Annotated in this window: 20 protein-coding genes; 10 read left to right on the top strand and 10 right to left on the bottom strand. The window is 74.2% G+C overall.

What is annotated here, in order from left to right:
* Positions 1 to 114 precede the first annotated feature (114 nt).
* Positions 115 to 1,296, top strand: coding sequence for a spore photoproduct lyase family protein (locus AB0L29_RS26110; protein WP_365830194.1), 1,182 nt, complete (start codon positions 115 to 117; stop codon positions 1,294 to 1,296).
* 214 nt (positions 1,297 to 1,510) lie between these two features.
* Here the strand turns inward: AB0L29_RS26110 and AB0L29_RS26105 are convergent, their stop codons facing one another.
* Positions 1,511 to 2,104, bottom strand: a complete 594-nt coding sequence (locus AB0L29_RS26105) for a TetR/AcrR family transcriptional regulator (RefSeq protein WP_365830193.1) — start codon at positions 2,102 to 2,104, stop codon at positions 1,511 to 1,513.
* A 132-nt stretch (positions 2,105 to 2,236) separates the two neighbouring features.
* Between AB0L29_RS26105 and AB0L29_RS26100 the strand changes: the two genes are divergently transcribed.
* Positions 2,237 to 3,184 (top strand): NAD(P)-dependent oxidoreductase, encoded by a 948-nt coding sequence (locus AB0L29_RS26100; RefSeq protein WP_365830192.1) that lies wholly within the window; start codon positions 2,237 to 2,239, stop codon positions 3,182 to 3,184.
* 353 nt (positions 3,185 to 3,537) lie between these two features.
* The gene (locus AB0L29_RS26095) at positions 3,538 to 4,194 is read left to right on the top strand and encodes a YceI family protein (RefSeq protein ID WP_365830191.1); all 657 of its coding nucleotides are present in this window, start codon (positions 3,538 to 3,540) and stop codon (positions 4,192 to 4,194) included.
* Positions 4,195 to 4,236: 42 nt separating this feature from the next.
* Here the strand turns inward: AB0L29_RS26095 and AB0L29_RS26090 are convergent, their stop codons facing one another.
* A complete protein-coding gene (locus AB0L29_RS26090) occupies positions 4,237 to 7,185 on the bottom strand; it encodes a hypothetical protein (RefSeq protein ID WP_365830190.1) in 2,949 nt (982 codons plus the stop codon).
* 303 nt (positions 7,186 to 7,488) lie between these two features.
* Here AB0L29_RS26090 and AB0L29_RS26085 point away from each other — a divergent pair, with 303 nt between their 5' ends.
* From AB0L29_RS26085 to AB0L29_RS26075, 3 genes are all read left to right on the top strand, one after another.
* Positions 7,489 to 10,863 (top strand): pyruvate carboxylase, encoded by a 3,375-nt coding sequence (locus AB0L29_RS26085; protein ID WP_365830189.1) that lies wholly within the window; start codon positions 7,489 to 7,491, stop codon positions 10,861 to 10,863.
* A gap of 151 nt (positions 10,864 to 11,014) precedes the next feature.
* Positions 11,015 to 11,773 carry an IclR family transcriptional regulator gene (locus tag AB0L29_RS26080; RefSeq protein WP_365830188.1) on the top strand — a complete coding sequence of 253 codons (759 nt, stop codon included), beginning with the start codon at positions 11,015 to 11,017 and terminating at the stop codon, positions 11,771 to 11,773.
* Between the two features lie 113 nt (positions 11,774 to 11,886).
* A complete protein-coding gene (locus AB0L29_RS26075; RefSeq protein WP_365830187.1) occupies positions 11,887 to 13,212 on the top strand; it encodes a PP2C family protein-serine/threonine phosphatase in 1,326 nt (441 codons plus the stop codon).
* 97 nt (positions 13,213 to 13,309) lie between these two features.
* On the opposite strand, the gene AB0L29_RS26070 is transcribed toward AB0L29_RS26075, so the two are convergent.
* The gene (locus AB0L29_RS26070) at positions 13,310 to 13,735 is read right to left on the bottom strand and encodes an ATP-binding protein (protein ID WP_365830185.1); all 426 of its coding nucleotides are present in this window, start codon (positions 13,733 to 13,735) and stop codon (positions 13,310 to 13,312) included.
* Between the two features lie 199 nt (positions 13,736 to 13,934).
* Here AB0L29_RS26070 and AB0L29_RS26065 point away from each other — a divergent pair, with 199 nt between their 5' ends.
* A complete protein-coding gene (locus AB0L29_RS26065; protein WP_365830184.1) occupies positions 13,935 to 14,702 on the top strand; it encodes an IclR family transcriptional regulator in 768 nt (255 codons plus the stop codon).
* 38 nt (positions 14,703 to 14,740) lie between these two features.
* Positions 14,741 to 16,255, top strand: a complete 1,515-nt coding sequence (gene glpK, locus AB0L29_RS26060; protein WP_365830183.1) for a glycerol kinase GlpK — start codon at positions 14,741 to 14,743, stop codon at positions 16,253 to 16,255.
* A gap of 6 nt (positions 16,256 to 16,261) precedes the next feature.
* Here the strand turns inward: glpK and AB0L29_RS26055 are convergent, their stop codons facing one another.
* The 5 genes from AB0L29_RS26055 to AB0L29_RS26035 all read right to left on the bottom strand — a co-directional run bounded on the left by AB0L29_RS26055 (position 16,262) and on the right by AB0L29_RS26035 (position 21,530).
* On the bottom strand, positions 16,262 to 17,740 hold the full coding sequence (locus AB0L29_RS26055; protein ID WP_365830182.1) for a glutamate-cysteine ligase family protein: 1,479 nt from the start codon (positions 17,738 to 17,740) through the stop codon (positions 16,262 to 16,264).
* 140 nt (positions 17,741 to 17,880) lie between these two features.
* Complete coding sequence (locus AB0L29_RS26050; protein ID WP_365830181.1) at positions 17,881 to 18,678, bottom strand: VOC family protein; 798 nt, start codon at positions 18,676 to 18,678, stop codon at positions 17,881 to 17,883.
* A gap of 89 nt (positions 18,679 to 18,767) precedes the next feature.
* Positions 18,768 to 20,468, bottom strand: a complete 1,701-nt coding sequence (locus AB0L29_RS26045) for a VanW family protein (RefSeq protein WP_365830180.1) — start codon at positions 20,466 to 20,468, stop codon at positions 18,768 to 18,770.
* A gap of 195 nt (positions 20,469 to 20,663) precedes the next feature.
* Positions 20,664 to 20,912 carry a hypothetical protein gene (locus tag AB0L29_RS26040; RefSeq protein ID WP_365830179.1) on the bottom strand — a complete coding sequence of 83 codons (249 nt, stop codon included), beginning with the start codon at positions 20,910 to 20,912 and terminating at the stop codon, positions 20,664 to 20,666.
* Positions 20,913 to 21,116: 204 nt separating this feature from the next.
* Positions 21,117 to 21,530, bottom strand: a complete 414-nt coding sequence (locus tag AB0L29_RS26035) for an SRPBCC family protein (RefSeq protein WP_365830178.1) — start codon at positions 21,528 to 21,530, stop codon at positions 21,117 to 21,119.
* A 429-nt stretch (positions 21,531 to 21,959) separates the two neighbouring features.
* Between AB0L29_RS26035 and AB0L29_RS26030 the strand changes: the two genes are divergently transcribed.
* Positions 21,960 to 23,201, top strand: a complete 1,242-nt coding sequence (locus tag AB0L29_RS26030) for an aminotransferase class V-fold PLP-dependent enzyme (RefSeq protein WP_365830177.1) — start codon at positions 21,960 to 21,962, stop codon at positions 23,199 to 23,201.
* A gap of 274 nt (positions 23,202 to 23,475) precedes the next feature.
* Positions 23,476 to 23,691 carry a hypothetical protein gene (locus AB0L29_RS26025; RefSeq protein WP_365830176.1) on the top strand — a complete coding sequence of 72 codons (216 nt, stop codon included), beginning with the start codon at positions 23,476 to 23,478 and terminating at the stop codon, positions 23,689 to 23,691.
* Between the two features lie 105 nt (positions 23,692 to 23,796).
* On the opposite strand, the gene AB0L29_RS26020 is transcribed toward AB0L29_RS26025, so the two are convergent.
* Together AB0L29_RS26020 and AB0L29_RS26015 are read right to left on the bottom strand one after the other, a co-directional pair.
* A complete protein-coding gene (locus AB0L29_RS26020) occupies positions 23,797 to 25,029 on the bottom strand; it encodes a glycoside hydrolase family 64 protein (protein ID WP_365830175.1) in 1,233 nt (410 codons plus the stop codon).
* Between the two features lie 193 nt (positions 25,030 to 25,222).
* Positions 25,223 to 25,777, bottom strand: a complete 555-nt coding sequence (locus AB0L29_RS26015) for a hypothetical protein (protein WP_365830174.1) — start codon at positions 25,775 to 25,777, stop codon at positions 25,223 to 25,225.
* Between the last annotated feature and the right edge of the window lie 370 nt (positions 25,778 to 26,147).

Here is a 26,147-nt window from a genome sequence, read left to right as displayed (position 1 = left end):
GTCCGGACCCGTCCGGTCCGGCCGGCCCCGGCCACCGGTCCGGCCGCGCCCGCCGCGGCCCGCCACCTGTCCAGCCGCACCACACCGCGGCCGCCGCACCACCGCGGAGCACCCATGCCCCACCCGTCCACCGCCCCGGACGACGGCTCCGACACCCTCTTCGGCCTCGACGCGCTCACCTCCGCGCCTCCCCCTCCCGCGCCCGGGGACGCCGCGCCCGGCCGCGACAGCCCCGAGGCACGCCGTCTGCTCCCCGTGCGGGAGATCTACGCGGAGCCCGCCGCCGCCCTCTCACCGCGCGGACGCCAGGTCATCGCCCGCTTCCCCGGCGCCCGCGTCATCGAGGTCGACTCGCACTGGCGGGTCCCCGGGCTGCACGGCAACGAGGGCAACGTCGAACGCTGGGCCCGGATCAAGGGCGAGACCGTGGTGCTGGGCGAGAAGAAGTCCCTGACCACCCGTCCCAACGGCCGGTCGGCGGACTGGATCGCCCCGAGCCCTTCCAACGGCTGCGCCATGGCCTGCGCCTACTGCTACGTGCCGCGCCGCAAGGGGTACGCCAACCCCGTCACCGTCTTCACCAACATCGACCGGATCATCGCCCACCTGGGCCGCCACATCGCCCGGCAGGGCCCCAAGACCGAGCCCAACCAGTGCGACCCCCAGGCGTGGGTCTACGACATCGGGGAAAACGGCGACTGCTCGGTGGATGCGCTGATCTGCGACAACACCGCCGACCTGGTGCACGCCTTCCGGCAGTGGCCGACCGCCAAGGCGTCCTTCGCCACCAAGTTCGTCAACCGTGACCTGCTGCGGCTCGACCCGCGCGGCCGCACCCGCATCAGGTTCTCCGTGATGCCGGCGGACGACTCCCGGCTGCTGGACATCCGCACCTCGCCCGTCGCCGACCGCATCGCCGCCGCGGCCGACTTCCTCGACGCCGGTTACGAGGTCCAGTTCAACCTGTCCCCGGTCGTCGTGCGCCCGGGCTGGCGGGAGGCCTGGGCGGACCTGCTGACCCACCTCGACGACGTCCTTCCGCACCGGGTCAAGGAGCAGGCCGCCGCCGAGGTCATCATGCTCACGCACAACCGGGACCTGCACCGGGTGAACCTGGGCTGGCACCCCCGGGCCGAGCAGGTGCTGTGGCAGCCCGGCCTGCAGCAGGCCAAGCGTTCCGAGAACGGGGCCCTCAACGTCCGCTACCGCAACCAGGTCAAGGCGGAGGCGCTCGCCGCCCTGCGCGACCTGGTCGCCGCCCGCGCGCCCTGGCTGCGGATCCGCTACGCGTTCTGAGCCGGCCCGCCGATCCCGCCGCCGCGGACGAGCGCGTGCCGGGCGCCCCGGCCGGCGCGGGGGGATCCGCCTCGGAAGGCCGGGACTCCGCTCCGCGCGCCGTACGAGGCGGTGTTCCCAAGCCTCCCGGGCCGGACCACCGCGGACCGGCCGGGCCGGTGGGTGCTCGCCCCGCGCACGGCCCGGGCGGCCCCCGTACGCCCGCCCCGGCCCCTCACCTCCCGGTCGCGGCGCCGTCGAGCAGGGGGCCGAGCTCGTGCACGACCGTCGTCAGGGGACGCACGTCCCGCTCGGCGCGGGCGAGCAGGATCGCGCCCTCCAGGGAACTGATCATCAGCGTCGCGAGCGGCCCGGCCCGCTCCGGCGGCACCCCCATGCCCGTCAGGGCCTCCTCGACGGCACCGGACCAGGCGGCGAAGGCGGCGGCGGAGGCCTCCCGGGTCGAGGCGGTGGACTCGGCGCAGTCCACGGTCGCCGCGGCGACCGGACAGCCGCGGGCGAAGCCGGCGGCCTCGTACTCGTCGACCCACTGCCGTGCCATCGCGGCGAACAGGCCGCCGGGCGTCGGCTCGGCCATGCCCGCCAGGAACCGTGCGACGCGCCCTGCGGCGTAGCGGCCGGCCCAGTGCACCGCTTCGTTGACGAGCTGCTCCTTGCCGCCGGGAAAGTAGTGCTGGAGCGAGCCCCTCGGCGCCTCGGCGTGGGCGGCGACGTCCCGCATCCCCGTGGCCACGACCCCGTCACGGCGGATGAGCTGCGCGGCGCTGAACACCATCCGTTCCCGCGGACCCCGTCCGGCCCCGGCCATCCTCGCCCGCCTTCCCGTGTCGTGCGTCGGTCCCCGCCTCACCCTATGACCACCGTCATGGGCACGGCTACTATGACCGTCGTCATAGAAGCGTCGCTCCGGCGGCGGACCCCTGCACACGGGCGGTACATCATGGACGTCGGATTCATCGGTCTCGGGATCATGGGACAGCCGATGGCGCTCAGACTGGCCCGCTCCCGGACGCCCCTGGTCGTCTGGAACCGCACGGCCGCCCGGGCCGAGCCGCTCCGCGCGGCCGGCGCCCACGTGGCGCAGGGCCCCGCCGAGGTCTTCGAGCGCGCCGAGGTGGTGCTGCTCATGACGGCCGACGAACCCGCCACCGACGCCGTCCTGGGGCGGGGCACCGCGGACTTCGCGCCGCGGGTCGCCGGACGGGTCGTGGTCCAGATGGGCACGGTCTCCCCCGGGCACTCCCGCGCCCTGGAGGCCGACGTCCGCGCGGCGGGCGGACACTACGTCGAAGCCCCCGTCTCCGGATCCCGGGTCCCGGCGGAGCAGGGCCGCCTGGTGGCGATGCTCGCCGGGGAGGACGAGGCGGTGGCGCGCGTGCGGCCGTTGCTCGCGCCCCTGTGCCACGAGACGTTCGTGTGCGGCCCGGCGCCCGACGCCCTGCTGACGAAGCTGTCGGTGAACCTGTTCCTGATCACGCTCGTCACCGGCTTCGCCGAGGCGTTCCACTTCGCCGAACGGCACGGGCTGGACCGGAAGCTGTTCCTGGACGTCCTGGACGCGGGTCCCATGGCCAGCGGGGTGTCCCGGATGAAGGCGCCCAAGCTGCTGGCCGGCGACTTCGCGGCGCAGGCCGCCGTCCGGGACGTCCTGAAGAACAACCGGCTGATCGCCGGGGCCGCCCGCGGGAACGGTCTGGCCTCCCCGCTGCTCGACGTCTGTCACGCCCTGTTCGAGGAGACGGTGTCGCTGGGGTACGGCGACCAGGACATGGTGGCCGTCCTGCGGGCGATCGAGTCGCGCACCGACGGCCCCCGCGAGGACGCCCTCCCGGAGGCCGTCACCGACCGGGCCGGTGCCGTCGGCCGGCCCGGGCCGCGGCCCCGGTGAGCCACCACGACCGGGCGTCCCGCCGGGATCGCCGAGGGCCGCGGCGCCCCGGCCGTCCGCCCGCCCGGCCCGGTCGGCGCCCACGGGCGGCCGTGCGGCCGGCCGGCCCGTCCCGGGTCGGCATATCCGGATTTTTGTCCGGAATGAATCGTGGAATTCGGGCGTGCGATTGCCGGCCGGACTTCTCCGTCGGACACCCGGCTGCCGTCTGGTTTTTCTGCGGTATTTGTGTGCGGGAGCTGTGTGTGTCGGTCGCGCGGTGGCGGCGTTGCGGTCGGCTTCGGGGAATTCGCGGAAATCCGTTCCGGCGCGGACTTGCGGCTCTCATTGTCCGTCGAGTAACTAGATGAAACATGAACCTGTTCAGTCGCGCTTCGTCCTCCCGTCGCCATGTGCCGGCCGCTGCACCCGAGTTCCCCGCCGGCTCGTCGGCCGCCGCCGTCCTGCCGGACCCCGCGCTGGCCGCGCTGACCGGAGAATGGGTCATCGATCCCGCACACAGCCGGATCGGTTTCTCCGTCCGGCACGCCATGGTGACCACGGTGCGCGGTTGCTTTTCGGAATACCAGAGCCGCCTCTACTTCGACGGCCGGAATCCGGCCCGGTCGCAGGCGGAGATCGTGGTGTCCACCGCCAGTGTCGACACAGGTGTGGAGCAGCGCGACGCCCACCTGACGGGGCGCGACTTCCTGGACGTCGCGCGTTATCCCCGCATGCGCTTCACCAGCACCGCCGTGGAATTCGCCGGCAACGACCTGTACCGGATGACCGGTGACCTCACCATCAAGGGGATCACGCGCCCCGTCGTGCTGGAGCTGACCTACATCGGCCACGTCGTGGACGCCTTCGGCGACGAGCGCGCCGGCTTCGACGGCACCACGACCATCAACCGCTCCGAATGGGGCCTGACCTACGACAGCCGGCTGGCCGAGGGAGGCGCGATGGTGAGCGAGAAGGTGCGCCTGCAGTTCGACATCGCCGCGATCCGGGTCGCCCGAGCGGCCGGCTGAGGGCCGTGGTGCCGGAGCGCGGTGGTTCCGGCCCGCACCGGCTCACCCGGTGCGGCACACGGTGTGCGGGTCGGCGCCCTCGGGCCCCGGAGGCGCGGTGAGCGGCTCGACGCTGCCCGCCGGGCGCCCGCACACCGTCGCCGAGCGCACCCGGTGGCCCCGGTAGGTCACCCGCACGATCGCGTAGCCGTGTCCTTTCTGGTCGGCATACGGCTGGCCGCCGGCGAAGCTGACCGTGCCCACCGGCAGGTTCGGGTTGGGGCGCCGGCGCAGGTCGGCCCAGGTCTCCGGGGCCGTCTGCGGGGCGTCGCCGTTCTTCGAGGCCCGGTACAGCACCGCGGTGGCGCTGTACGCCATGACCGTCTGGCCGCTGGAGAACAGCGCGTCCTCCCAGGGCCGGGCGGGATCGGCGAGCGCGGCCGGCCGCGCGCCCTCGGGGAGCAGCCCGGTCAGCGCGCGGTGGGCGTCCGCGTAGAAGCCGGTCGCGCCGACGAGGTCCATCGGCGCCAGCGCGGAGTGGTAGAGGGTGACCTCCGGCGGGATGCGCAGGCCCTCGCCCTCGTCGTAGTTGTTCTTCGTCAGGTCGTCGCCGGTGAACAGGGTGATGTTCCGGCCCGAGCAGCCCGGGGTGGAGCCGAGCTGGGACATCAGGTTGGGCACGTCCTCCACCCGGCCCGCGAAGTACAGGGCCCTGGGCACGGGGTCGCTCGCGCAGATCGCCTCGACCGGGGTGGTGAGTTCCGGTTCACCGCTGGGGCTCAGCCGGTAGGTCCGGGCGGGCAGCAGGGTGAAGCCGGCCCGGCCCAGCATGCGCTTGCCCACCCGGGCCTGCTCGGTGGTGTAGAAGTCCTTCTCGCTGCCGACCTTGCGGGAGAGCACCACGGCCCGCGCGCCGCGCTCCTTCCGGGCGAGCTGCCCGGCGACGACGAGCAGCGCGTCCGCCTGCTCCTCGTCGGTGGCGGCCAGGCCGAACCAGTTCGACAGCCGCCGCGCCAGGTGGCTGCCCGAGTTGGTGGTGCTCACCACGGGCAGGCCCGCACCCTTGAGGATCTCGCCGGCGTCGTCGCTCTCCGTGGTGTCGCGCCCCATGCCGACGACGCCGACGACGGACCGGTCGCGCCGGGCCAGGTCCGCGATGCGGTGGGCCATGGGCAGGGTGTGGAACATGTTCTCGCCCGCGTTGGCGAGCAGCACCCTTATCTTCGTCGGCTGGTGGGTGCTGACGTTGGTGTAGCGCTGGTAGAGGTAGACGCCCGTGATCTCCTCCAGCCCCTTGCGGGTGCGGCCCCGGTCCGCCGCGGTGACCGCGCCGGCGTAGACGATCGTCACGTACTTGTCCTCCGGGCCGATCCTCGCGTTCTCGGCCCTGATCGCCCTCTCGACGGCGTCGAAGGTGACCCCTTCGCCGGCCCCGTACAGCTCCAGGTCGTTGCCCGCGGCCAGCCGTACGTTCCCGGTGGCGACGCCCACGCACTGGTCGTCCATCAGGACCGAGTCCGTGTTGGAGCCCAGCAGCCGGCCCTCGCAGTACCGCTGGGCCATCCACCGGTTGCCGAGGAAGCCGACACCGAGGGCGATGGCGAGCACCACCGCAAGACAGGGCCGGGACCACAGCAGCCAGACGGCCGTACGGCGGATCCTGGTGGTGGAGTGCTGCGCGGAGTGCGGGCGGCGCAACTCGTCGGCGGGCAGCGGTATGCGCAGGATCCACGGCAGCGCCGCCGCCCGGCCGGGGGACTGGCCCGCGTTGAGGTTGGTCACCCACTCGCGGTACCTGACGTCCGCCCCGAACGCCCGCTGCGGATCCTCCTCCGGCCCGTCGGGCCGGGGCGCGGCGGGCCGTCCGGGGTCCTCGGAGCCCGGCGGCCGCAGCCGCTCGGCCGCCGGGACGGCGGCGAGCACCAGCAGCGGATCCACCTCACTGCGGCGGCTGCGCACGTCGCTGATGGCCCGCAGCAGCAGCAGGCCGCCGTCGTCCTCGGTGGCACACGGCAGGTACACCACGGGGGGAACCGTGCGCTTGCGGCGGCGCAGGTCCGCGGTCCTCGGCCGGAAGTTCTCGCGCAGGTCCTCCAGCAGGGCCAGCACCCGCAGCTCCACGTGGAACTGACGGGCCGTCGCATCGCCCGCCCGGGCGGCGACCACCTGCTGGGCGACGGCGAAGGCCCGGCCGCGGATGGTCTCCCACGACTTCGCCGGCCGCCACCGGGACCACTCGGCGGCCTCCGGCCGGTCGCTCGCGGGCGCCAGGAACGTGGTGGTCGCGAACCACCGGCTGGCCCTGCGCAGCCACAGCAGCGGCGGCGCGCTGCGCGCCAGCAGGTGCGCCGCGCCGAACGCCACCAGCGCCAGCGCCCCGCCCCACACGGCCGTCCGCCAGCCGCCCTCGCCCAGCAGCACGCTCAGGCAGGCGATGAACATCGCCCCCACGAAACCGGACGGGTTCACCACCGTGCCGAGGGTGTCCGCCAGCGCCGAGGCACGGCTCGTCCCGCCGGCGCCGTCCGGGTCGCGCTCCGGGCGCCACCGCAGCTCGGCCAGCCGCCGCATCAGCCGTTCGCGGCGCTGCGCGGCGGACCACACCGTGGTCACCTCACCGCCGACCTCCGGCGCGGCCTGCTCGATCGCCCGCAGCAGCCGCGAGCGCGGGAAGGCGAACGGCTTGTACTGCGAGTGGTTCTGGTTGTCCCAGGGGTGCTCGCACAACTGGCGCACCATGTCGATCGCGCAGGAGTACGCGTCCGCACCGCCCGAGCCGTCCAGCCGCTTGGCCATCAGCCCCCGCGGCTGATGGCCCTGGCGGACGAACTCCACGATCTGCGCGACCCGCCGGTCGAGCGTCCCGGCCGGATCCTCCTCGGCGGCCTGCAGGACCACCAGCGGTGTCACCGGGGGGTTGTCCCGGAAGCCGTCGACGAGCCGTCTCATCAGCTCGAACACCGCGTCGGCCGCCCCGATCCCGGCGCTGCCGCTCCACACCTCTCTTCTCACGTGCTCCGCCCCCGTCGCATCGGTCCTGTCCGGCGCCCCCGGATCCGATGGAGATACCCAGACCGAACGGCACTGCACCGCACCTGTGTTCCAGCTGTTCCACGGTTCTGTCACGGACCGGCCGGTTCACCGGCCGAGGGCACCGGCCGCACCGCCGCGCCCGGGCCTCCCGCGCGGCCGGCGGCGGCCCGGGGGAGGGAGAAACGGGCCGGCACCCGCGCAAGTGGCCGGGCTCACATGGCGTGACAGGGGTGGCGCCGACACCATGGGTGCTCCGTCACCGGCAGGCTGAAGGGATCGAGCATGTTCCGCAAGGTGCTGGTCGCCAACCGCGGCGAGATCGCGATTCGCGCGTTCCGCGCAGGCTACGAGCTGGGCGCGCGCACGGTCGCCGTCTTCCCCCACGAGGACCGCAACTCGCTGCACCGGCTGAAGGCGGACGAGGCCTACGAGATCGGCAGCCCCGGGCACCCGGTGCGGGCCTACCTGTCGGTGGAGGAGATCGTCCGCGCGGCGCGCCGGGCGGGAGCGGACGCCGTCTACCCCGGCTACGGGTTCCTGTCGGAGAACCCCGACCTGGCGCGGGCCTGCGAGGAGGCGGGGATCACCTTCGTCGGGCCGAGCGCGCACATCCTGGAGCTGACCGGGAACAAGGCGCGCGCGGTGGCCGCCGCCCGCGAGGCCGGCGTCCCGGTACTGGGTTCCTCGGCGCCCTCCACCGACGTCGACGAACTCGTGCGAGCCGCCCAGGACATCGGCTTCCCCGTGTTCGTCAAGGCGGTGGCGGGCGGCGGAGGGCGCGGCATGCGCCGCGTGACGGACCCCGCCCGGCTGCGGGAGGCCGTCGAGGCGGCCTCCCGGGAGGCGGCGTCCGCCTTCGGCGACGCCACCGTGTTCCTGGAGAAGGCCGTCGTCGACCCGCGCCACATCGAGGTGCAGATCCTCGCCGACGGGCGGGGCGAGGTCATCCACCTGTTCGAGCGGGACTGCTCGGTGCAGCGCCGCCACCAGAAGGTGATCGAGCTGGCGCCCGCACCCGGCCTCGACCCCGTGCTGCGCGAGCGCATCTGCGCCGACGCGGTGAGGTTCGCCCGGCGGATCGGCTACCGCAACGCGGGCACCGTGGAGTTCCTGCTGGACCGCGACGGCAACCACGTCTTCATCGAGATGAACCCGCGCATCCAGGTGGAGCACACGGTCACCGAGGAGGTCACCGACGTCGACCTCGTCCAGGCGCAGATGCGCATCGCCGCCGGCGAGACCCTGGCCGACCTCGGGCTGTCGCAGGAGTCCGTCACGTTGCGGGGCGCCGCGCTGCAGTGCCGCATCACCACCGAGGACCCGGCCAACGGCTTCCGCCCGGACACCGGCCGGATCAGCGCCTACCGCTCACCCGGCGGCTCGGGCATCCGCCTCGACGGCGGCACCACCCACGCCGGCACGGAGATCAGCGCGCACTTCGACTCGATGCTGGTCAAACTCACCTGCCGGGGACGGGACTTCACCACCGCGGTCAACCGGGCCCGGCGTGCCCTGGCCGAGTTCCGCATCCGCGGCGTGGCCACCAACATCCCCTTCCTGCAGGCCGTGCTCGACGACCCGGACTTCCAGGCCGGCCGGGTGACCACGTCGTTCATCGAGCAGCGCCCGCAGCTGCTCACCGCGCGCCACTCCGCCGACCGCGGCACGAAACTGCTGACCTACCTCGCCGACGTCACGGTGAACAAGCCGCACGGCGAGCGCCCCGACCTGATCGACCCGCTGACCAAGCTGCCCCCACTGCCGGCCGGCGAGCCGCCGGCCGGCTCCCGGCAGCGGCTCGCCGAACTCGGCCCCGAGGGCTTCGCCCGCTGGCTGCGCGCGTCACCGGCCATCGGCGTCACCGACACCACCTTCCGCGACGCCCACCAGTCGCTGCTGGCCACCCGGGTCCGCACCAAGGACATGCTCGCCGTCGCCCCGGTCGTGGCGCGCACCCTGCCCGGGCTGCTGTCCCTGGAGTGCTGGGGCGGCGCCACCTACGACGTCGCCCTGCGCTTCCTCGCCGAGGACCCGTGGGAGCGCCTGGCCGCCCTGCGGGAGGCCGTGCCCAACATCTGCCTGCAGATGCTGCTGCGCGGCCGCAACACCGTCGGCTACACGCCCTACCCGACGGAGGTGACCGACGCCTTCGTCCAGGAGGCGGCGGCCACCGGCATCGACGTCTTCCGCATCTTCGACGCCCTCAACGACGTCGACCAGATGCGTCCGGCCATCGACGCCGTACGGGAGACCGGAACGGCCGTCGCGGAGGTGGCCCTGTGCTACACCGCCGACCTGTCCGACCCGTCCGAGCGGCTCTACACCCTGGACTACTACCTGCGTCTGGCCGAGCGGATCGTGGCCGCCGGCGCCCACGTCCTGGCCGTGAAGGACATGGCGGGCCTGCTGCGGGCACCGGCCGCGGCGACACTGGTGGCGGCCCTGCGCCGGGAGTTCGACCTCCCGGTCCACCTCCACACCCACGACACCGCCGGCGGCCAGCTCGCCACCTACCTCGCCGCGGTCCAGGCCGGGGCGGACGCGGTGGACGGGGCGGTGGCCTCGATGGCGGGCACCACCTCGCAGCCGTCCCTGTCGGCGATCGTGGCGGCGACCGACCACTCCGACCGCCCCACCGGCCTGGACCTGAAGGCCGTCGGCGACCTGGAACCGTACTGGGAGAGCGTCCGCAAGGTGTACGCGCCCTTCGAGGCGGGTCTGGCCTCGCCCACCGGCCGCGTCTACCACCACGAGATCCCCGGCGGCCAGCTCTCCAACCTGCGCACCCAGGCGATCGCGCTCGGCCTGGGCGACCGCTTCGAGGAGATCGAGACGATGTACGCCGCCGCCGACCGGATGCTCGGCCGCCTGGTGAAGGTCACCCCCTCGTCGAAGGTGGTCGGTGACCTGGCGCTCCACCTGGTCGGGGCCGGCGTGTCCCCGAAGGACTTCGAGGCGGATCCGGACCGGTTCGACATCCCCGACTCCGTCGTCGGGTTCCTGCGCGGTGAGCTGGGCACCCCGCCCGGCGGCTGGCCCGAGCCGTTCCGCAGCAAGGCGCTGCGGGGCCGCGCGGAGGCCGGGCCGGCGCGGGAACTGACCGCCGCCGACCGCGAGGGCCTGGCCGAGGACCGGCGGGCGACGCTCAACCGGCTGCTGTTCCCCGGCCCGGCGCGCGAGTTCGAGACGCACCGCGACACCTACGGCGACACCTCCGTGCTGGACAGCAAGGACTTCTTCTACGGGCTGCGCCCGGGCAAGGAGTACGCCGTCGATCTCGACCCCGGCGTGCGGCTGCTGATCGAGCTGCAGGCCGTCGGCGACGCGGACGAGCGCGGCATGCGCACCGTGATGGCGTCGCTCAACGGCCAGCTGCGGCCGATCCAGGTCCGCGACAGGGCGGCGGCCTCGGACGTGCCCGCCACGGAGAAGGCCGACCGGGCGAACCCGGGCCACGTCGCCGCGCCGTTCGCCGGCGTGGTGACCCTCGCGGTCGCCGAGGGCGACGAGGTGGCCGCCGGCGCCACGGTGGCCACCATCGAGGCGATGAAGATGGAGGCCGCGATCACCACCGCGAAGGCCGGCAGGGTGGCCAGGCTGGCCGTCCACCCCGTCCAGCAGGTCGAGGGCGGCGATCTCCTGGTGGAGCTGTCCTGAGCCGCGCCGGTCCCTTCGGGAACCGGCCGGAGCCGCCTCGCCGCCGACGAGGGGCACGGCCCGCCGCCGGGCCCCCGCCGGCGGCGGGCCCGCGGGGAATCGTGGCCGCCGGTGCCTTGCCCGCGCCGGGCGCCCGGCGCACGCTGGTCCTATGGGTGCGCGCGACGGCCCCACGCTCATCACCTCCGTGCAGCGGGCCTTCCGGCTGCTGGAGGCGGTGAGCGCGCACGAGAACGGTGCGCCGGCCAAGCAGCTGGCCCGGGAGACGGGCCTGCCCCTGGCCACCGCCTACCACCTGCTGCGGACGCTGGTGAACGACGGCTACGTCAGGAAGCTGGACGACGGCGGGTTCGTCCTGGGCGACAAACTCCAGGCGCTGCACGGGGCGGCCCGCGGCCAGACCCTGCTCAGCCGTGTGCGCCCCACGCTCGCCGCGCTGCGGGACGACCTCGCGACGGCCGCCTACCTCACCTTCTACGAGGACGGCGAGATCCGGATCGCGGACATCGTCGACGGCCCCCGGGCACCCCGGACGGACCTGTGGGTGGGGTTCGCGGACGCGGGGCACGCCACCGCCCTGGGCAAGTCCGTGCTGCGGGAACTGGACGAGGAGGCCCGCAAGGACTACCTCTCCCGGCACCACCTCGCCGACCTCACACCGCGCACCATCACCAGCCCCCCGGAGCTGCTCCGGCGGATCGACTCCTCACCCGTCGCGCCGGCCGTCACGGACCTGCAGGAGTACTCCCTCGGCACGGTCTGCGTCGCCGTGCCCGTCTACCGCGGGGACACGCTCGGCTCGCTCGGCGTCTCGCTGCCGGCGGACCGGCTTCCCCGGCTGGAGGAGGTCCGGACGCGGCTGATACCGGTCGCGAGCCGCGTCACCCGGGCCCTGTCGCTCACTATCTGAAATCCCGGTCCTTGTGACGCCCCGACCGACCGCCTTTCCTGGATGAAACGGAAATACCGGGACCCGGCTCCGGCAGATGTAGTGCGCATATGGATGAGGATCACGGAATAAGCATGAGTCAGACTCAAGACCACCGCGGCGACCCCCGGCCGATACGGCCGGCCGCGAACCCGCCGGCCGCGCGTGGCGCGCCGGCCCGTCGGCGCGCGCAGCCGGCCGCCGGCACGGCCGTGCTGCCCGCGCTGCCCGTCCTGATCGTGATCGTCGTCGCGCTCGTCGACCTCTGCGGCGGAGCGGGGATGATCTGGCTGCCCCTGCTCGCCGCCGGACCCGCCCTGGCCGCCAGCACCAACGGGCCGCGAGGCGTCCTGTGCGTCGGTCTCTTCGCCGCCGTGCTGGGCGCCCTGCTCGGCGTCCGGGACGGCGTCCCGGGCCGTGAGCTGTCGGCCGTCCTGTCCGCCCTGGTGGCCGTCACCCTGGCGAGCGGCCTGGCCAGCGCCCTGCGCGGACGCCGTGAACGGGTGCTCGCGGCCGTCCGCTCGGTCGCCGAGGCCGCCCAGCAGGCCCTGCTCACACCCGTACCGGCGACCGTCGGACCGTTCCGGGTGGCGGTGCGCTACAGCGCCGCAGCGGCGGAGGCCCGTATCGGCGGAGACCTGTACGCGCTGGTGTCCACCCCGCACGGCACCAGGCTGATCGTCGGCGACGTGCGCGGCAAGGGCCTGCCGGCGGTGGGCACCGCCGCGCTGGTGCTCGGCGTCTTCCGGGAGGCCGCCTACGACGAGCGGGACCTCCTCGCGGTCGTCGACCGGATCGAGCGGAGCCTGGCGCGCAACCTCGGGCACGACGACTTCGTCACCGCCGTGGTCGCGGGGTACCCGCGGGCCGGGCACCTGGAAGTGGTCAACTGCGGACACGCCCCTCCGCTGCTGGTCCGCGCGTCGGGCGGGGTCGTGGCGGTGGAACCCGCGCATCCCGCCCCGCCCCTGGGGCTGCGCGCCCTGTCGGGGGAGGCCCCCGCGCTCCAGGTGCTGCCCTTCGCCGAGGGTGATCAACTGCTGCTCTACACCGACGGGGTCACGGAGGCCCGCAACCGCAGCCGCGAGTTCTACCCGCTCGCCGAGGGCCTGGCGCGCCACGTCTGCGACGAGCCGGAGCGCACCCTCGCCGCCCTCCACGGCGAACTGCTCGCCCATGTGGGCGGACGGCTGCACGACGACGCCGCGCTGCTCCTGCTGCAGAAACCGGCCGCCCGCGAGCCCCGCGCGGCGGGTTCGGACGGCGGACGGCGGGCCGTCGGGCGGCCCGGGGGAGCACAGGCCGCCGGGCGGCCTCCGGGAGCGGCGGACGGGTGTGCCTCCCGCGCGCCGCGCGGCGCGCGGTCCGGTTCCCGGCGGCCGGGGGACGGTCGCGCGAACCCGCTGGCGCGGGAAGCCTGACCGGCGCCGGCGACGCACGGCACCGGCGACGCGCGGAGCCGATACCCGCCGCGCGCGGATGTGCCGGCCCGCGCCGGACCCGCCCACGGCCGCGCGCTCACACCGCGACGAGGTCGGCCCACCGGGTCACGCCGCCGGGGTGGGTGCGCACGCCGTGCCGGGTCGCCAGGGCGTGGACGATGCCCTCGCCCCGGCCGTGCTCGTCCGGATCGATTCCCGCGCGCGCTTGCCCGGCCGCCCGCGCGGGTCCTCCGTCGGTGACCTCCACGCGCAGGGTGCCGAGATTCCCGGCCCGGCTCCACGACAGCCGCAGTTCCGCCGGGGGCAGGGCGTGCAGGACCGCGTTGGTGAGCAACTCCGAGACCACGAGGAGCGAGTCCTCCACGATCCCGGGCGAGACGTCCCAGGCGGCGAGGACCGCCTGGGCGCGCCGGCGTACGGCCGAGACGGCGTCGGGGGCGTGCGGCAGTGGGCACACGTGCTCGAGCGCCTCCCTGATCGCCGTATTGAGCTGTACCGCCATCTTTGCTCTCCTCCGGTGAGCGCTGCCGGCTGGACGCCGGGCCTCAGCGCGCGGTGCCGGGGCCACATGGCACGCTAGGCGCCCGGCCGGGGCGGTGCAATGAACGAGGGTCGGCATTACCGAACAAACGCCTACATGGGGATGAAAAGGGCGTATTGGTCACACGGCAGATCTCTCAGGACGGGGCTAGGCTCGCTTTATGGCCGGCCCTGTCCAGTCGATCGAACGGGCGGCGGCGATACTGCGTCTGCTCGCGGGCGGGCCCCGCCGACTCGGACTCGGCGAGGTGGCGGCCTCGCTCGGTCTGGCGAAGGGCACCGCCCACGGCATCCTGCGCACCCTGCAGCACGTGGACTTCGTGGAACAGGACGAGGCGACGGGAAAGTACCAGCTCGGAGCCGCCCTGCTGCACCTGGGCACCAGCTACCTCGACGTCAACGAGCTGCGGTCGCGCTCCATCAACTGGGCCGACGCCCTGGCCGCCCGCAGTGGCGAGGCGGTCCGCCTGGGCACCCCCCTGGAGGGCAGGGTCCTCGTCGTCCACCACGTGTTCCGGCCGGACGACACGCTGCAGACCCTGGACGTGGGCGCGCTGCTGCCGCTGCACGCCTCCTCGCTCGGCAAGGTCCTGCTGGCCTTCGGGACCGCGCCCCTGGAGTCCGCCCTCGAATCCGGGCTGGAGACGTACACCCGGCACACCCTGGTCGTGCCCGAACACCTCACCCGGGCGCTCGCCGAGGTCCGGGAACTCGGATGGGCCGCCGAGGTCCAGGAGATGAGCATGGGCGAAGCCGGCGTCGCCGCACCGATCCGGGGGCACGGCGGACTCGTGGTGGGAGCCATCGGCATGTCCGGCCCGGTCGAGAGGATCTGCGACGGCCAGGGCCGCCCCCGGCCGAACCTGATCACCCTGCTCCGCGAGGCCGCACGGGCCATCTCCAGAGACCTGGGCGCGGCCCGCTGGTAGTCCCACCGCCCTCGACACACCGGAAGGCAGAACCGGACATGGTTGCACGGTACGTAATGTCCATCGATCAGGGCACCAACTCCACCCGATGCATCCTGTTCGACCACCAGGGGCGGCTGGTGTCGGTCGCCCAGCGGGAGCACCAGCAGCACTTCCCCCGGCCCGGATGGGTCGAGCACGACGCCCTGGAGATCTGGCGCAACCTGCAGCGCATCGTGCCCGAGGCGCTCTCCGCCGTCGGCATCGGCATCGAGGAGGTCGCCGCCATCGGTCTCGCCAACCAGCGGGAGACGACGGTGCTGTGGGACCGGCGCACGGGCGCCCCGCTGGGCAGGGCGATCGTCTGGCAGGACACCCGCACGGCACCGCTCGTCGAGGAGCTGGGACGGGACCCGGGAGACGCCTTCTTCCTCGACCGGTGCAGCCTGCCCCCCTCCACGTACTTCTCCGCGCTGCGGCTGCGCTGGCTGTTTGACCATGTCCCCGGGCTGGAGCGGCGCGCCAGGGACGGCGAGGTGCTGTTCGGCACGATGGAGAGCTGGCTGATCTGGAACCTCACGGGCGGCACGGACGGCGGCCTGCACATCACCGACGTCACCAACGCCAGCCGCACCATGCTGATGAACATCCGCACCCTCGCCTGGGACGAGGAACTGCTGGACTTCTTCGGCGTGCCTCGCCCGATGCTGCCCGAGATCCGCTCCTCGGCCGAGCGGTACGGCGAGGCCCGCTCGGTCCTGCCCGGCGTCCCCCTCACGGCCGCCCTCGGGGACCAGCAGGCCGCCCTGTTCGGCCAGACCTGCTTCTCCCCGGGCGAGGTGAAGTGCACCTACGGGACGGGCAGCTTCCTGCTGCTCAACACCGGCACCGAGGTCGTGCGGTCCCGGCACGGGCTCCTGGCGACCGTGGCCTACAAGATCGGCGACCGGCCCCCGGCCTACGCGCTGGAGGGGTCGATCGCCGTCACCGGCGCCCTGGTCCAGTGGTTCCGCGACCGCCTGGGGCTGATCAGCAGCGCGGCGGAGATCGAGACCCTCGCGCGCACGGTCGACGACAACGGCGGCTGCTACGTCGTCCCCGCGTTCTCGGGCCTGTTCGCGCCCCGCTGGCGCAGTGACGCCCGCGGCGTCATCGTCGGCCTGACCTCGTACATCACCAAGGGCCATCTGGCCCGGGCCGTCCTGGAGGCCACCGGCTGGCAGACAAGGGAGGTCGTCGACGCCATGAACGCCGACTTCTCGGTCCCCCTGAAGGAGCTCAAGGTGGACGGCGGCATGACGGCGGACAACCTGCTCATGCAGTTCGTCGCCGACGTGCTCGACGTGCCCGTGGTGCGGCCCATGGTCGCCGAGACGGTCTCCCTCGGCGCCGCCTACGCCGCGGGGCTCGCCGCCGGCTACTGGTCGGACCTCGCGGTCCTGCGCCGTCACTGGCACCGGGCGGCCCAGTGGCTGCCGGACATGGACCCCGGGTACCGGGAGGCCGAGTACGACAACTGGCAGCGGGCCGTCGAACGGTCGCTGGGGTGGATCAGGCCGCCCAGGTCCCCGTGACCCGGGTCAGTCGACGGGCCACGTGTGGACCGGGGCGTTGAGGTGCATGTAGTCGATGTACTGCTGCGTCATCCGCCGCAGGGCCTCGTGGCGGGGGCAGTGCGCGGAGGCGTCGATGTGGTGGAACATCTCCTTCTGCCAGACCGCCCCGTTGCGGCCGGTGACGCACCGCTGCTCGATGACGCCGAGCAGGGGTTCCCGCCAGGCCGCGTCCATGCCGGAGCGCTCCAGCCCCCGGTGCGCGAGCGGCAGCAGGCGCCGCAGGACCAGTTCGGGCACCGGCACCTCGCCCATGCCGGGCCAGTACAGCCGGGCCTCGATGCCGTGCCGTGCGGCCGTGTGCAGGTTCTCCTCGGCCGCCGAGAAGGACATCCGCGACCACACCGGCCGCTCCTCCTCCACCAGGGCGCGGGTGAGCCCGTAGTAGAAGGCGCCGTTGGCGAGGGTGTCGGCGACGGTCGGGCCGGCGGGCAGCACACGGTTCTCCACCCGCAGGTGGGGCTTGTCGTGGGCGACGGCGTAGACGGGGCGGTTCCAGCGGTAGATCGTGCCGTTGTGCAGGGTGAGCTCGGCCAGCTCGGGGATGTCGCCGCGGTCCAGCGTCTCGACGGGGTCCTGCTCGTCGCACAGGGGCAGCAGCGCCGGGAAGTAGCGCAGGTTCTCCTCGAAGAGGTCGAAGACGCTGTTGATCCACCGCTCGCCGAACCACACCCGGGGCCGCACCCCCTGCTCCTTGATCTCCTGCGGGCGGGTGTCGGTGGCCTGCTCGAACAGCGGGACGCGGGTCTCGTGCCACAGTTCCCTGCCGAGCAGGAAGGGCGAATTGGCCGCCAGGGCGACCTGGACCCCGGCGATGGCCTGCGCCGCGTTCCAGTAGCCGGGGAACTCCTCGGGCGACACCTGCAGGTGGAACTGGGTGCTGGTGCACGCGGCCTCCGGCGTGATCGTGTCCGCGTAGGTGCGCAGCCGGTCGACGCCGTCCACCTCCAGGCGCAGGTCCTCGCCCCTGGCGGCGAAGATCTGGTCGTTGAGGAGCCGGTAGCGCGGGTTCTCCGACAGCGCCGCCCCCTCGACGTCCTCCTGCCGCAGGGTGGGCAGGATGCCGATCATGATCAGGTGAGCGCCGACGGTCCGGGCACGCTGCTCCGCGTGGTTGAGCGCGGCGCGGATCTCGGACTCCCAGGCGTCGGGGCCGCCCGCCGTCAGGTGGCGGGGCGGGACGTTGATCTCCAGGTTGAACCGGCCCAGCTCGGTGGACCAGGCGGGGTCCGCGATCGCCTCCAGCACGGCGCTGTTGCGCATCGCCGGCTCGGCCGCGTCGTCGACCAGGTTCAGCTCGATCTCCAGCCCCACCCGGGGCCGGTCGGAGTCGAACCGGGACGCGCGCAGCATCTGCGCGAACGCGTCGAGGCACTCCTGCATCTTGATCCGGTAGCGGCGGCGGTCCTCGCGGGTGAAGACCATCGCCGGGACGTCCCGTCCCATCGGCCCTCCCAGTCTTCCCTCCTCGGACGCTCTCTCCCAAGCCTCGCACCGCCGGGGGGAATCGACCATGCGGGGGGCGGGGTCCGCGCCGGGGGGGGCGGGGCCGGCGGCCGCACGGGACGGCCCGGCCGGCGGGCCGGTCAGGGACCGGAGGGGGTGAGCACCACGAAGTCCGCGCCGGACGGGTCGAGGCACAGGGCCAGCCGGCCGACGCCCTCCGCGTCCTCCGGCCCCATCTGCACACGGCCGCCGTTGCCGGTGACCGCGGCGACCGCGGCGTCGCAGTCGGTGACGGCGAAGACCGGATGCCAGTACGGCCGCCCGTCCGCCAGGGTCAGGTCCTGCGCGGGCAGCTCCATCAGACCGCCGTGCATGCGCTCCTCGGGAAGCCCGGCGGGCGTGATGAGGCTGTAGGTGCCCCCGCCGTCCGGGAGCTCCATGTCGCCGAACTGCCAGCCCAGGACGCCGCCGTAGAACTCCTTCGCGGCCGCGGCGTCGCTCGTGTACAGCTCCGTCCAGCACAGCGAGCCCGGCTCGTCCACCAGCTCGACGCCCTTGCTCCTGCCCGGCTGCCAGACGGCGAACTGGCCCCCCAGCGGATCGCTGTACTGGGCCATCCGGCCCCAGTCGTCGAGATCCGTCGGCGCCACCCGCACCGTGCCGCCCGCGCTCTCCACGGCCCGGGTGGCGGCGTCGGCGTCGGTGACGCTGTAGTAGACCATCCAGGCGGGACGCGCGCCCTCCTCGGTGAGCCTGCCGAGCCCGGCGACGATCCTGCCGTCCTTGCGGAACATCCCGCCTTCCGCGTCCTCCCCCTCGCCCATGGACTCGTAGTCCCACCCGAGCACCGCGCCGTAGAAGGCCGCGGCGGCCCGGACGTCGGGGACTCCCAGGTCGAGCCAGCAGGGTGAGCCGGGGACGAAGTCAGTGGTGATCATGGTGATTCCCCCTTCGCGGATCCTGTGTCACCCCAGCGTGACACCGGGCACTGACACTCGCCCGCCGACCGCCCCGGACCCCTCGGGCGTCACGCGCAGGTGATCTCGTCGCGCGGGGTGTAGCGGGTGCGGAACGGCTCCCGCCTCACCTCCCGGCCGTCGTCGAGGAAGACCCGTTCCACGGTGACGTCGAAGCCCTCGAGCGGGGTCTGCGGCACGCACTGCTCGCCGGTGCCGGTCCTCTTCGCCGGCTGCTTCACCCGGGTGCGCGGTCCCTTGACCGACCTGATCTCGTCGTACTTCCTGGTGCCGAGGAAGGTGACGGTCACGGAGGTGTCGGTGGACTCGGCCTGGATGTAGAGGGCCTTGCCGGAGTCGTTGGCGAACCTCAGGTCGAGGCTGCCCCAGGCGACCGTCGCCTCACGGCCCTCCGGGTAACGCTCGATGTAGAAGGAGTGGGCGCCGTACTCGACGGGCTCGACCCCGGCGAAGAACATCGCGTTGAAGACGGTCGTGGCCACGGCGGAGACACCGCCGCCGGGCGCCTTGGTGAACTGGTCGTCGAGGATCATGACGCCTTCGACGAAGCCGTTGGCCTCGGTGCGTTCGCCGACGGTCCGGTTGAAGCTCCAGGTCTCGCCGGGCATGACCAGGGAGCCGTTGATGAGTTCCACGGCCCGGCCGATGTTCTTCGTGCGGTACGGGGCCGGCTCGAAGCGGACGGTGAAGGAGGACATCTTCTCCGTCAGCCCCAGCCGCGCGGCGTTGTCGCCGGTCAGCTCCGGCAGGGTCCTGCGGGTGGCCACCTCGCCGGTGCGGGCGGTGCCCGTCCTGGTGAGCAGAGGCAGCACGGCCTCGCCCAGGGCCTCGTCGGTGACCTGGACGCCGACCCTGCCGGCGGAGGCCACCACGACCTTGTCGCCGTCGAGCCGCAGCGTGGCGTTCCTCGAGGTGGTGGTGACGCCGGCCAGGGGGCGGGCCACCGCGGGGGCGGCGCGCAGGCCCTTCGCGTCGAGCTTCGGGACGAGCGTGCCGGCGCTGTCCGGCCGCATCGTCAGGTACTCGCCCAGGACGGCGGGGCCGATCGTGAACCGCCTGCCCTCCGCGGTGAGCGTGACGGGCGCCGACATGGCCGGCCCCGCGAAGTCGCGCACCGCCCGCCGTACCTCCCGCGCCGTGACCTCGGGGTCGGTCCGGCGGGCGGGCAGAACCGTCACCGGGTCCGCTCCGCCCCGCAGGAAGGCGGCCCGCAGGGGGGCGACCGCGGCGTCCACGTCCAGCGCGTACCCGGTGCGCGGCGCCGTCTCCTCGACGCGGCCGCGCGCGAAGGCGACGGCGCCGTTGCGCACCTTCTGGTCGAGGGACTTCGCCAGCTTCCCCAGGACGGCACGGGCCTTGTCCTCATCGACACGGACGGCCGGCTCGATGGCGCCGCCCGAGCGGAACAGCCCGCCGATCACGCCGACCGGATCGGTGCCGGTGCGTGCCGCCCGGTCCAGGGTGCGCCGGACGTCGAAGGCGATCCCGGCCTGCCGCGGATCGACCGTGCCGGTCCGGTCGCCGACCTTCACGGCCAGCTTCCGCGGACCGGCCGCGACCAGGCGCTCCTCCAGCTTCCGGGTGGCCTCCGCGCGGCTCAGGCCCCCGATGTCCACACCGCGCACCGTCGTGCCCGTCTCGATCTCGCCGCCCGTGAGCAGCAGCCCGGCCAGGTACAGCCCGCCCACGCCGACGGTCAGGGCACCGCCGGCCAGAGCGAGGGGCGGCACGGAGCGTATGCGGGGGCGCATGGTTCTCCCGGACGGGTGATCGACAGGACGGCGCGGCGCGGCTGCGCGCGGGCAACCACGCCAAAATATCCCCAACCGGGTGATGAACGTGTATCTCCCGGGCCACGTATGCCCCAGATCACGCCGGACGTCCACCGCGCGGTCGTCCCGCCGGGAGGCGGTGCGAGGCGTGGAGGCCGGTCGCCGGCCGGTCCGTCAGGCGCCGAGCTTGCCCACGGCGTCGCCGAGCGACTGGGCGAGGGTGCGCAGGTCCTGCTCGGCCGGCGCGGCCGTGCCCAGCCGGCCGACCAGCTCGCCCCTGGTCAGGAGCACCGCGGCTCCCGCGTACCGCTCGTCCGCGCGTGCCGCGGCGTCGATCACCCGGGCCCTGCCCTCCAGCAGGACCAGCGCGGCATCGTCGTCGCGCGCGTCGAGCAGTTCCCTGACATGGCTCTCGTCGATCACGGGTCGGCCTTTCCGGTCGTCGTCGGAGGGATGCCCCGGTACCGCGGGGCAGGGGCCCCGCCGTACCGGCGTGCTGCGGGTTCCCGCGGGCGGGCGGGGTCAACCGTCGGCCGCCGGTGCGGAAGGCCGCGCACGCCTGTCGCGCCGGGCGGGGAGCCGGGGGGCGCCGGGTGCGCGGGCGGCGCAGTGCCGCGCGGTCCGCGGTCAGCCTGCCGAGGCGTCCGAGCGCAGCCGCACCTGCTCCTCCAGCTGCCGGAGGCTGGAGTCCAGGGCGTCCTGCACGGCCTTCTCGCCGGGGTCGTGGCCCTCGTCGAAGAACGACAGGTGCACCGTCACCTCGCTGGCTCCGCTGCCGATGCCGGCGACCTGGAGCCAGCCGGTGTAGCCGCCTCGCTCACGCGTGCCCCACTCGAGCCGCATCTGGTCGGGCCGCGCGCGCAGCAGGGCGGAGGTGTCCGCGTCGGTGCGGTCCTCGTGCACGGTGACGGCGGGAAGGTCCCCGGCCTCCACGTGCAGGGCCTCCGGCAGCCAGGTGTCCATCCGGCCGATGTCGGCGGCCTGGTCGAAGACCTGCTCGGGCTGGGCGGTCATGGTGCGGGAGCGTTCGTACTCGGTCATCGCGACACCGTCCTCGGCTCGGGGGTCGTCCCTCGGACGCGTGCCCGGAATGCCCCGGCATAAGCCCTTGAGCGGCGTCTCGTCGTCTTCGCGGGTCCGGTGCGGGGGAGGCCCGCGGTGTCACGGCGATGCCGGTCAGGGCCCTTGCCGCCGGTGACGGTGACGGTGACGGTGTCGCTGTCGCTGTCGACTGCGGACGTGCGATCCCTCTTCTTCCCCCGGCGGGCCGCCGGTGCCACCGGGACCCTCGGCGCACTGTGACGAGTCGCCCGGTCTCTGCGACGTGTCGCCCGGAATTCGTCCGATGACCTTCACGGCAAGATCCTTGTCGTGGCAGGAAGGCCCGTGTCAGGATGCCGGGTCGTCATACGTGCGGCGCCCGGGTTCGATGTGCCGCGACCCCGCCGCGCCCGCCGGACAGGGAGTCGTGTGAGCGAGACCGAGGTGACCACCGCACCGCGCCCCCTGCTGCTGGCCGACGGCCGGCCCGCCGCCCGGGCGTGGTCGCTGGACCCCGCCCTGAAACACCTGAACCACGGCTCGTTCGGCGCGGTCCCGCTGGCGGCGCAGGAGCGCCAGGAGATCCTGCGCGCGGAGATGGAACGTTCGCCCGTGGTGTGGTTCCCCGCGCTGCCGCGGCGGATCGCCGCGGCCCGCGCCGAGCTCGCCGCCTTCCTCCACGTCGCCGCGGACGACCTCGCCCTGGTGCCCAACGCCAGCGCCGGCGCCAGCGTGGTGTTCGCCGCCCTGGACCGCCGCCGCGGCGGGGAGATCGTCGTCACCGACCACGGCTACGGGGCCGTGACCATGGGCGCCGAACGGCTGGCGCGCCGCTGGGGAGGCAGGGTGCGCACCGCCCGGGTGCCGCTGGACGCGGACGAGGACCAGGCCTACGAGGCGGTGGCCGCCGAGATCGGCGAGGCCACCGACCTCGTCGTCGTCGACCAGATCACCTCGCCGACCGCCCGCCGCATGCCGGTGGAGCGGATCGGCGCGCAGGCGCGGCGCCATGGCGTCCCGGTCCTCGTCGACGGCGCCCACGCCCCCGGCCTCCTCGCCGCCCCGCTCGACGGCGCGACGTACGACTTCTGGACCGGCAACCTGCACAAGTGGGCCTGCGCCCCGCGCGGCACCGCGGCGCTGGTCGCCCGCGGCCCCCTGCGCGACCGGCTGTACCCCCTGATCGACTCCTGGGGCGCGGCCGATCCGTACCCCGGCCGCTTCGACCAGCAGGGCACGGTCGACGCCACCGCCCACCTGGCCGCGCCCGCCGCGCCGGCCTTCGTCGACCGCACCTGGGGCTGGTCCGCCGCCCGCCGCTACATGGACGACCTGGCCGGCTACGGCGCCCGTGTCATCGGCACCGCCCTCACGGAACTGACCGGCGCGGACAGCGGCGTCGACGTCGGCATGCCGGTCCCCGGCATGCGCCTGGTCCGCCTGCCGGAAGGACTGGCCGGCAGCCGCGTCGAGGCCGACGCGCTGCGCGACCGGGCGGCGGGCGAACTGGGCGTGGAGGCGGCCTTCACCAGCTTCGGCGGCATCGGCTACCTGCGCCTGTCCGCCCACGTCTACAACACCGCCGCCGACTACGAGTACTTCGCCGAGGAATGCGTCCCCGTCCTCGGCGAGTGGGCCGGGGAGAACACGGGAAAGAGGCCGGCACGATGAGAAGAGGGGCGGCGGGGCCCTGCGCCCGGCCTGCCCGTGGCGGCCGCGCCGCCGGTGTTCGCGGCGGGTCCCGGGCCAGTCCCGGGGCAGTCCCGGGTCAGGCGCCGCCGGCCTCGCGCGCGTCCATACCCCGGACTGTGCGGCAGCCGGGCGCGCCGCGCAAGCCACGGCTCCCGGGCTCCTCCCGGGCGGAGGAGCGGCGCCCGGCCGTCCTCCTCCCGGGCTCCCCGCCACCGCGCGTGCGCGCTGCCGGCCCGCACGGCACCCTGGTGCCATGACCGGCGCCCAGCCCATCGTGATCTACCCGCCCGCCGACGACGGCGGCCGGCGGGTCCGTGCCGGCGGGCGGTTCCTCGGGCTGGCGTACGGGCTGCTGGACGTCGTCGAGTTCCTGCGCCTGGCCGGTTTCGACGACGTCGAGGAGGACTGGGTGCGCACGTCCGGGCTGGTCGAGTGGCGGGGCGGCGGGCCCGAGGCGTGGCGGCGCTGATCGGCGCCTTCCGCCGGCCCTGCGGGTGACGTGGCCGGCCCGCACGCGGTGCGGGCCGGCCCGCAGGGGAGGAGCGCCGCCGGTTCTGCCGGCCGGCCTGACGGCCTAGGAGCCGACCGACACGGTGAAGCGGCGCGGGTTCGGGTCGTGGGCCGCGCCCGAGACGTCGGGACGGCCGTCGGGGCGGACGTCGTCGTAGGGGAAGGCGTAACCGATCGGGGTGTTGGCGTGGACCAGCCGTGCCCAGTGGTTCGTCGACGGGTCGGTGTAGTAGTCGGAAGGGGCCGGGCCGTTCGGCTGGTCGGGGTGGGTGAGCAGGGTCGAGCGGTTGAAGCCGGCCGCGAGCCGGGCCAGCAGCGCCTTGCGGTCGTCGGAGTCCGCGGGGTTGTTGGCGAAGGGGCCGTGGTTGCAGGTGAAGACGTCCCGCGAGGTCGGCTTGGTGAAGGTGTGGCCGCCGGTGAAGGTCAGGACGTCCCCGTTCACCCGCCCGGTCCGCACGCCGCGCCCGCCCTGGAGGTCGATGCGCAGGTCGGTGGTGCGGTACTTCTGCCAGACGCGGTCGATGTAGCCGGTGAAGGCGTCGCGGAACGGCATCTGGTCGGGGCGGTCGAAGTAGGGCGCCATGAGGTTCTGGGGCGAGATCGCCCGCAGGACCGAGCCGTTCGAGGAGCGGATGACCAGCTTGTCCCAGGGCTGGCCGTCCCGTGCCGCCTGCGCGACCAGGCCGTCCGCGATCCGCTGGAGCGCGCCGGAGGGCAGGGGGGCGACGGTGTGCGTGGCGTCGCCGGTGAGCGTGATGCCGATGGGCAGGGCCGTCACGAGGTCCACGTAGCTGATGTTGGCGTACAGCTGCGAGGGGTCGAACGTGAACTCGGCGAAGGACCACACCCGTCCGTAGTTGGGATCGGCGGGTGTCGCGAAGGCGGGCTCGACCAGGGCGGGGCCGGGGTTGAGGAAGAAGTCCAGCTTGTTGTCGCGTACGAAATAGACGCGGGCGCCGAACATCTGGGGGAGCGTCAGGACGACCGGTCCGGCGCCGGCCGGGCGCAGGGGGATGGCGCAGTCGACGGGCAGCGGGGTCAGCGGGCGGGCGGGGGACTCGGGCCGGTAGACACCGCCGTCCGGGCGCAGCAGCACCCAGCGGCCGGTGCCCTGCTCGTGTCCGGTGACGTAGGCGTGGACGGTGCCGGGCAACGACCGGTTCTCCAGGGCGATTTCGCAGGTGGCGGGGGCCGCGGAGGCGGGGGCGCGGGAGGCCAGGGCGGTGGCCGCGGCAGCGGCGGCGGTGCCGGCCAGGAAGCTGCGGCGCGTGATGCGGCCAGGGGCGCGGTCGATCATGATGCACTCCTGTGGGGGTGGGGAGTGATGGGGAGTGGCCCACACTTTCCTGATGCCGAGGGGTCGCGTCAAGACATGTGACTGAGAGCGCTCTCACATTCCTGTCGTCTTCACAAGTTGACGCCGTGGGTGCGCAGTTGGCATCAGGTGCCCTGCCGGCGGCCGGCCTTTCCGGCCGTGGACCCAGGTGGGTTCACGCCGGGCCGCCGGCGTGCCCCCGCAGGTGCGGCCGGTCCGGCCGGCGGTCCCGGGCCTGTAGGGAGTCACGCAGCCGCCGCAGGTCGTCGGCGGGCCGGCCGAGGCCGTTGAGCTGCAGCCGTGCCGCCTCGGTGCGGGCATCGGGGTGCACGGTGAAGGCCAGGTTCAGGGCCTGGCACAGCATCCACTGGTCGTAGGCCAGCAGCCGTCCGGCCCGTGCCCGCACGTCCGCCAGGCCGGGGTCGGTGAGCGGCAGGTCCCACAGCCGCGCCCGCAACCGGACGAACCGGGACCCGGCGCGGCTGCAGTCCTGGGCGGCCTGCCCGCAGGCGCCCTCCGGCGCGCCGCAGGCGGCCACCGCCGCGTCGGCGGGCCGCTGGGCGGCCACCGCCTCCTCCAGCACCGCCAGCAGCGCTCGCGCCTGCTCCTCACGCGGCACGCCGGCGGGAGCGGGAGCGGGCGCGCGGCGGTGCAGGGACCGCAGGAACCGGTGCCACAGGCTGAGGCCGGGACGCGTCGTCGGCGGGGCGGCTGGGCCGGTTGCCGGCATGACTCCTCCTGGACGGCGCAGGCGGGCCGGGGGCCGTCGGCGGAGGCCTCCGCGGCGGCGGTGCGGCCCGTGATCGGCGGACCCCCTGGGGTGTGCGTCCTTCCAGTGTGCGCCTCCCCGCGGTCCGGGCCGGCGCGTGGCCGGGACGGCCCGCGGAGCCGGCCCGGGGGCGGGGCGGGAGCGGCGTGCCCGGCCTTGCCGGCCGGGGCGGACGCGGGGGCGGCCGAGCGCGGCCCTGATCGCACCGGCCGGTGTGTCCGGGACCGTCGTCCCCGGTGCCGGGGATGGGGACGGGGACGGTGCCGGAGACGGTCCCGGTGCGGGTGGGCGCCCTCGCGGTGGCGGGGCACCCTGCGCGACTCCGCCCGCG

Source organism: Streptomyces sp. NPDC052701 (assembly GCF_040678355.1).
Classification (GTDB): domain Bacteria; phylum Actinomycetota; class Actinomycetes; order Streptomycetales; family Streptomycetaceae; genus Streptomyces.
This window is presented reverse-complemented; position numbering and strand designations above follow the sequence as displayed.

What these genes read in the sequence shown, in the direction of transcription:
- AB0L29_RS26110 (WP_365830194.1), top strand. Translation starts at nt 115, where the DNA reads ATGCCCCACCCGTCCACCGCCCCGGACGACGGCTCCGACACCCTCTTC.
- AB0L29_RS26105 (WP_365830193.1), bottom strand. Translation starts at nt 2,104, where the DNA reads ATGGCCGGGGCCGGACGGGGTCCGCGGGAACGGATGGTGTTCAGCGCC.
- AB0L29_RS26100 (WP_365830192.1), top strand. Translation starts at nt 2,237, where the DNA reads ATGGACGTCGGATTCATCGGTCTCGGGATCATGGGACAGCCGATGGCG.
- AB0L29_RS26095 (WP_365830191.1), top strand. Translation starts at nt 3,538, where the DNA reads ATGAACCTGTTCAGTCGCGCTTCGTCCTCCCGTCGCCATGTGCCGGCC.
- AB0L29_RS26085 (WP_365830189.1), top strand. Translation starts at nt 7,489, where the DNA reads ATGTTCCGCAAGGTGCTGGTCGCCAACCGCGGCGAGATCGCGATTCGC.
- AB0L29_RS26080 (WP_365830188.1), top strand. Translation starts at nt 11,015, where the DNA reads ATGGGTGCGCGCGACGGCCCCACGCTCATCACCTCCGTGCAGCGGGCC.
- AB0L29_RS26075 (WP_365830187.1), top strand. Translation starts at nt 11,887, where the DNA reads ATGAGTCAGACTCAAGACCACCGCGGCGACCCCCGGCCGATACGGCCG.
- AB0L29_RS26070 (WP_365830185.1), bottom strand. Translation starts at nt 13,735, where the DNA reads ATGGCGGTACAGCTCAATACGGCGATCAGGGAGGCGCTCGAGCACGTG.
- AB0L29_RS26065 (WP_365830184.1), top strand. Translation starts at nt 13,935, where the DNA reads ATGGCCGGCCCTGTCCAGTCGATCGAACGGGCGGCGGCGATACTGCGT.
- glpK (WP_365830183.1), top strand. Translation starts at nt 14,741, where the DNA reads ATGGTTGCACGGTACGTAATGTCCATCGATCAGGGCACCAACTCCACC.
- AB0L29_RS26055 (WP_365830182.1), bottom strand. Translation starts at nt 17,740, where the DNA reads ATGGGACGGGACGTCCCGGCGATGGTCTTCACCCGCGAGGACCGCCGC.
- AB0L29_RS26050 (WP_365830181.1), bottom strand. Translation starts at nt 18,678, where the DNA reads ATGATCACCACTGACTTCGTCCCCGGCTCACCCTGCTGGCTCGACCTG.
- AB0L29_RS26045 (WP_365830180.1), bottom strand. Translation starts at nt 20,468, where the DNA reads ATGCGCCCCCGCATACGCTCCGTGCCGCCCCTCGCTCTGGCCGGCGGT.
- AB0L29_RS26035 (WP_365830178.1), bottom strand. Translation starts at nt 21,530, where the DNA reads ATGACCGAGTACGAACGCTCCCGCACCATGACCGCCCAGCCCGAGCAG.
- AB0L29_RS26025 (WP_365830176.1), top strand. Translation starts at nt 23,476, where the DNA reads ATGACCGGCGCCCAGCCCATCGTGATCTACCCGCCCGCCGACGACGGC.
- AB0L29_RS26020 (WP_365830175.1), bottom strand. Translation starts at nt 25,029, where the DNA reads ATGATCGACCGCGCCCCTGGCCGCATCACGCGCCGCAGCTTCCTGGCC.
- AB0L29_RS26015 (WP_365830174.1), bottom strand. Translation starts at nt 25,777, where the DNA reads ATGCCGGCAACCGGCCCAGCCGCCCCGCCGACGACGCGTCCCGGCCTC.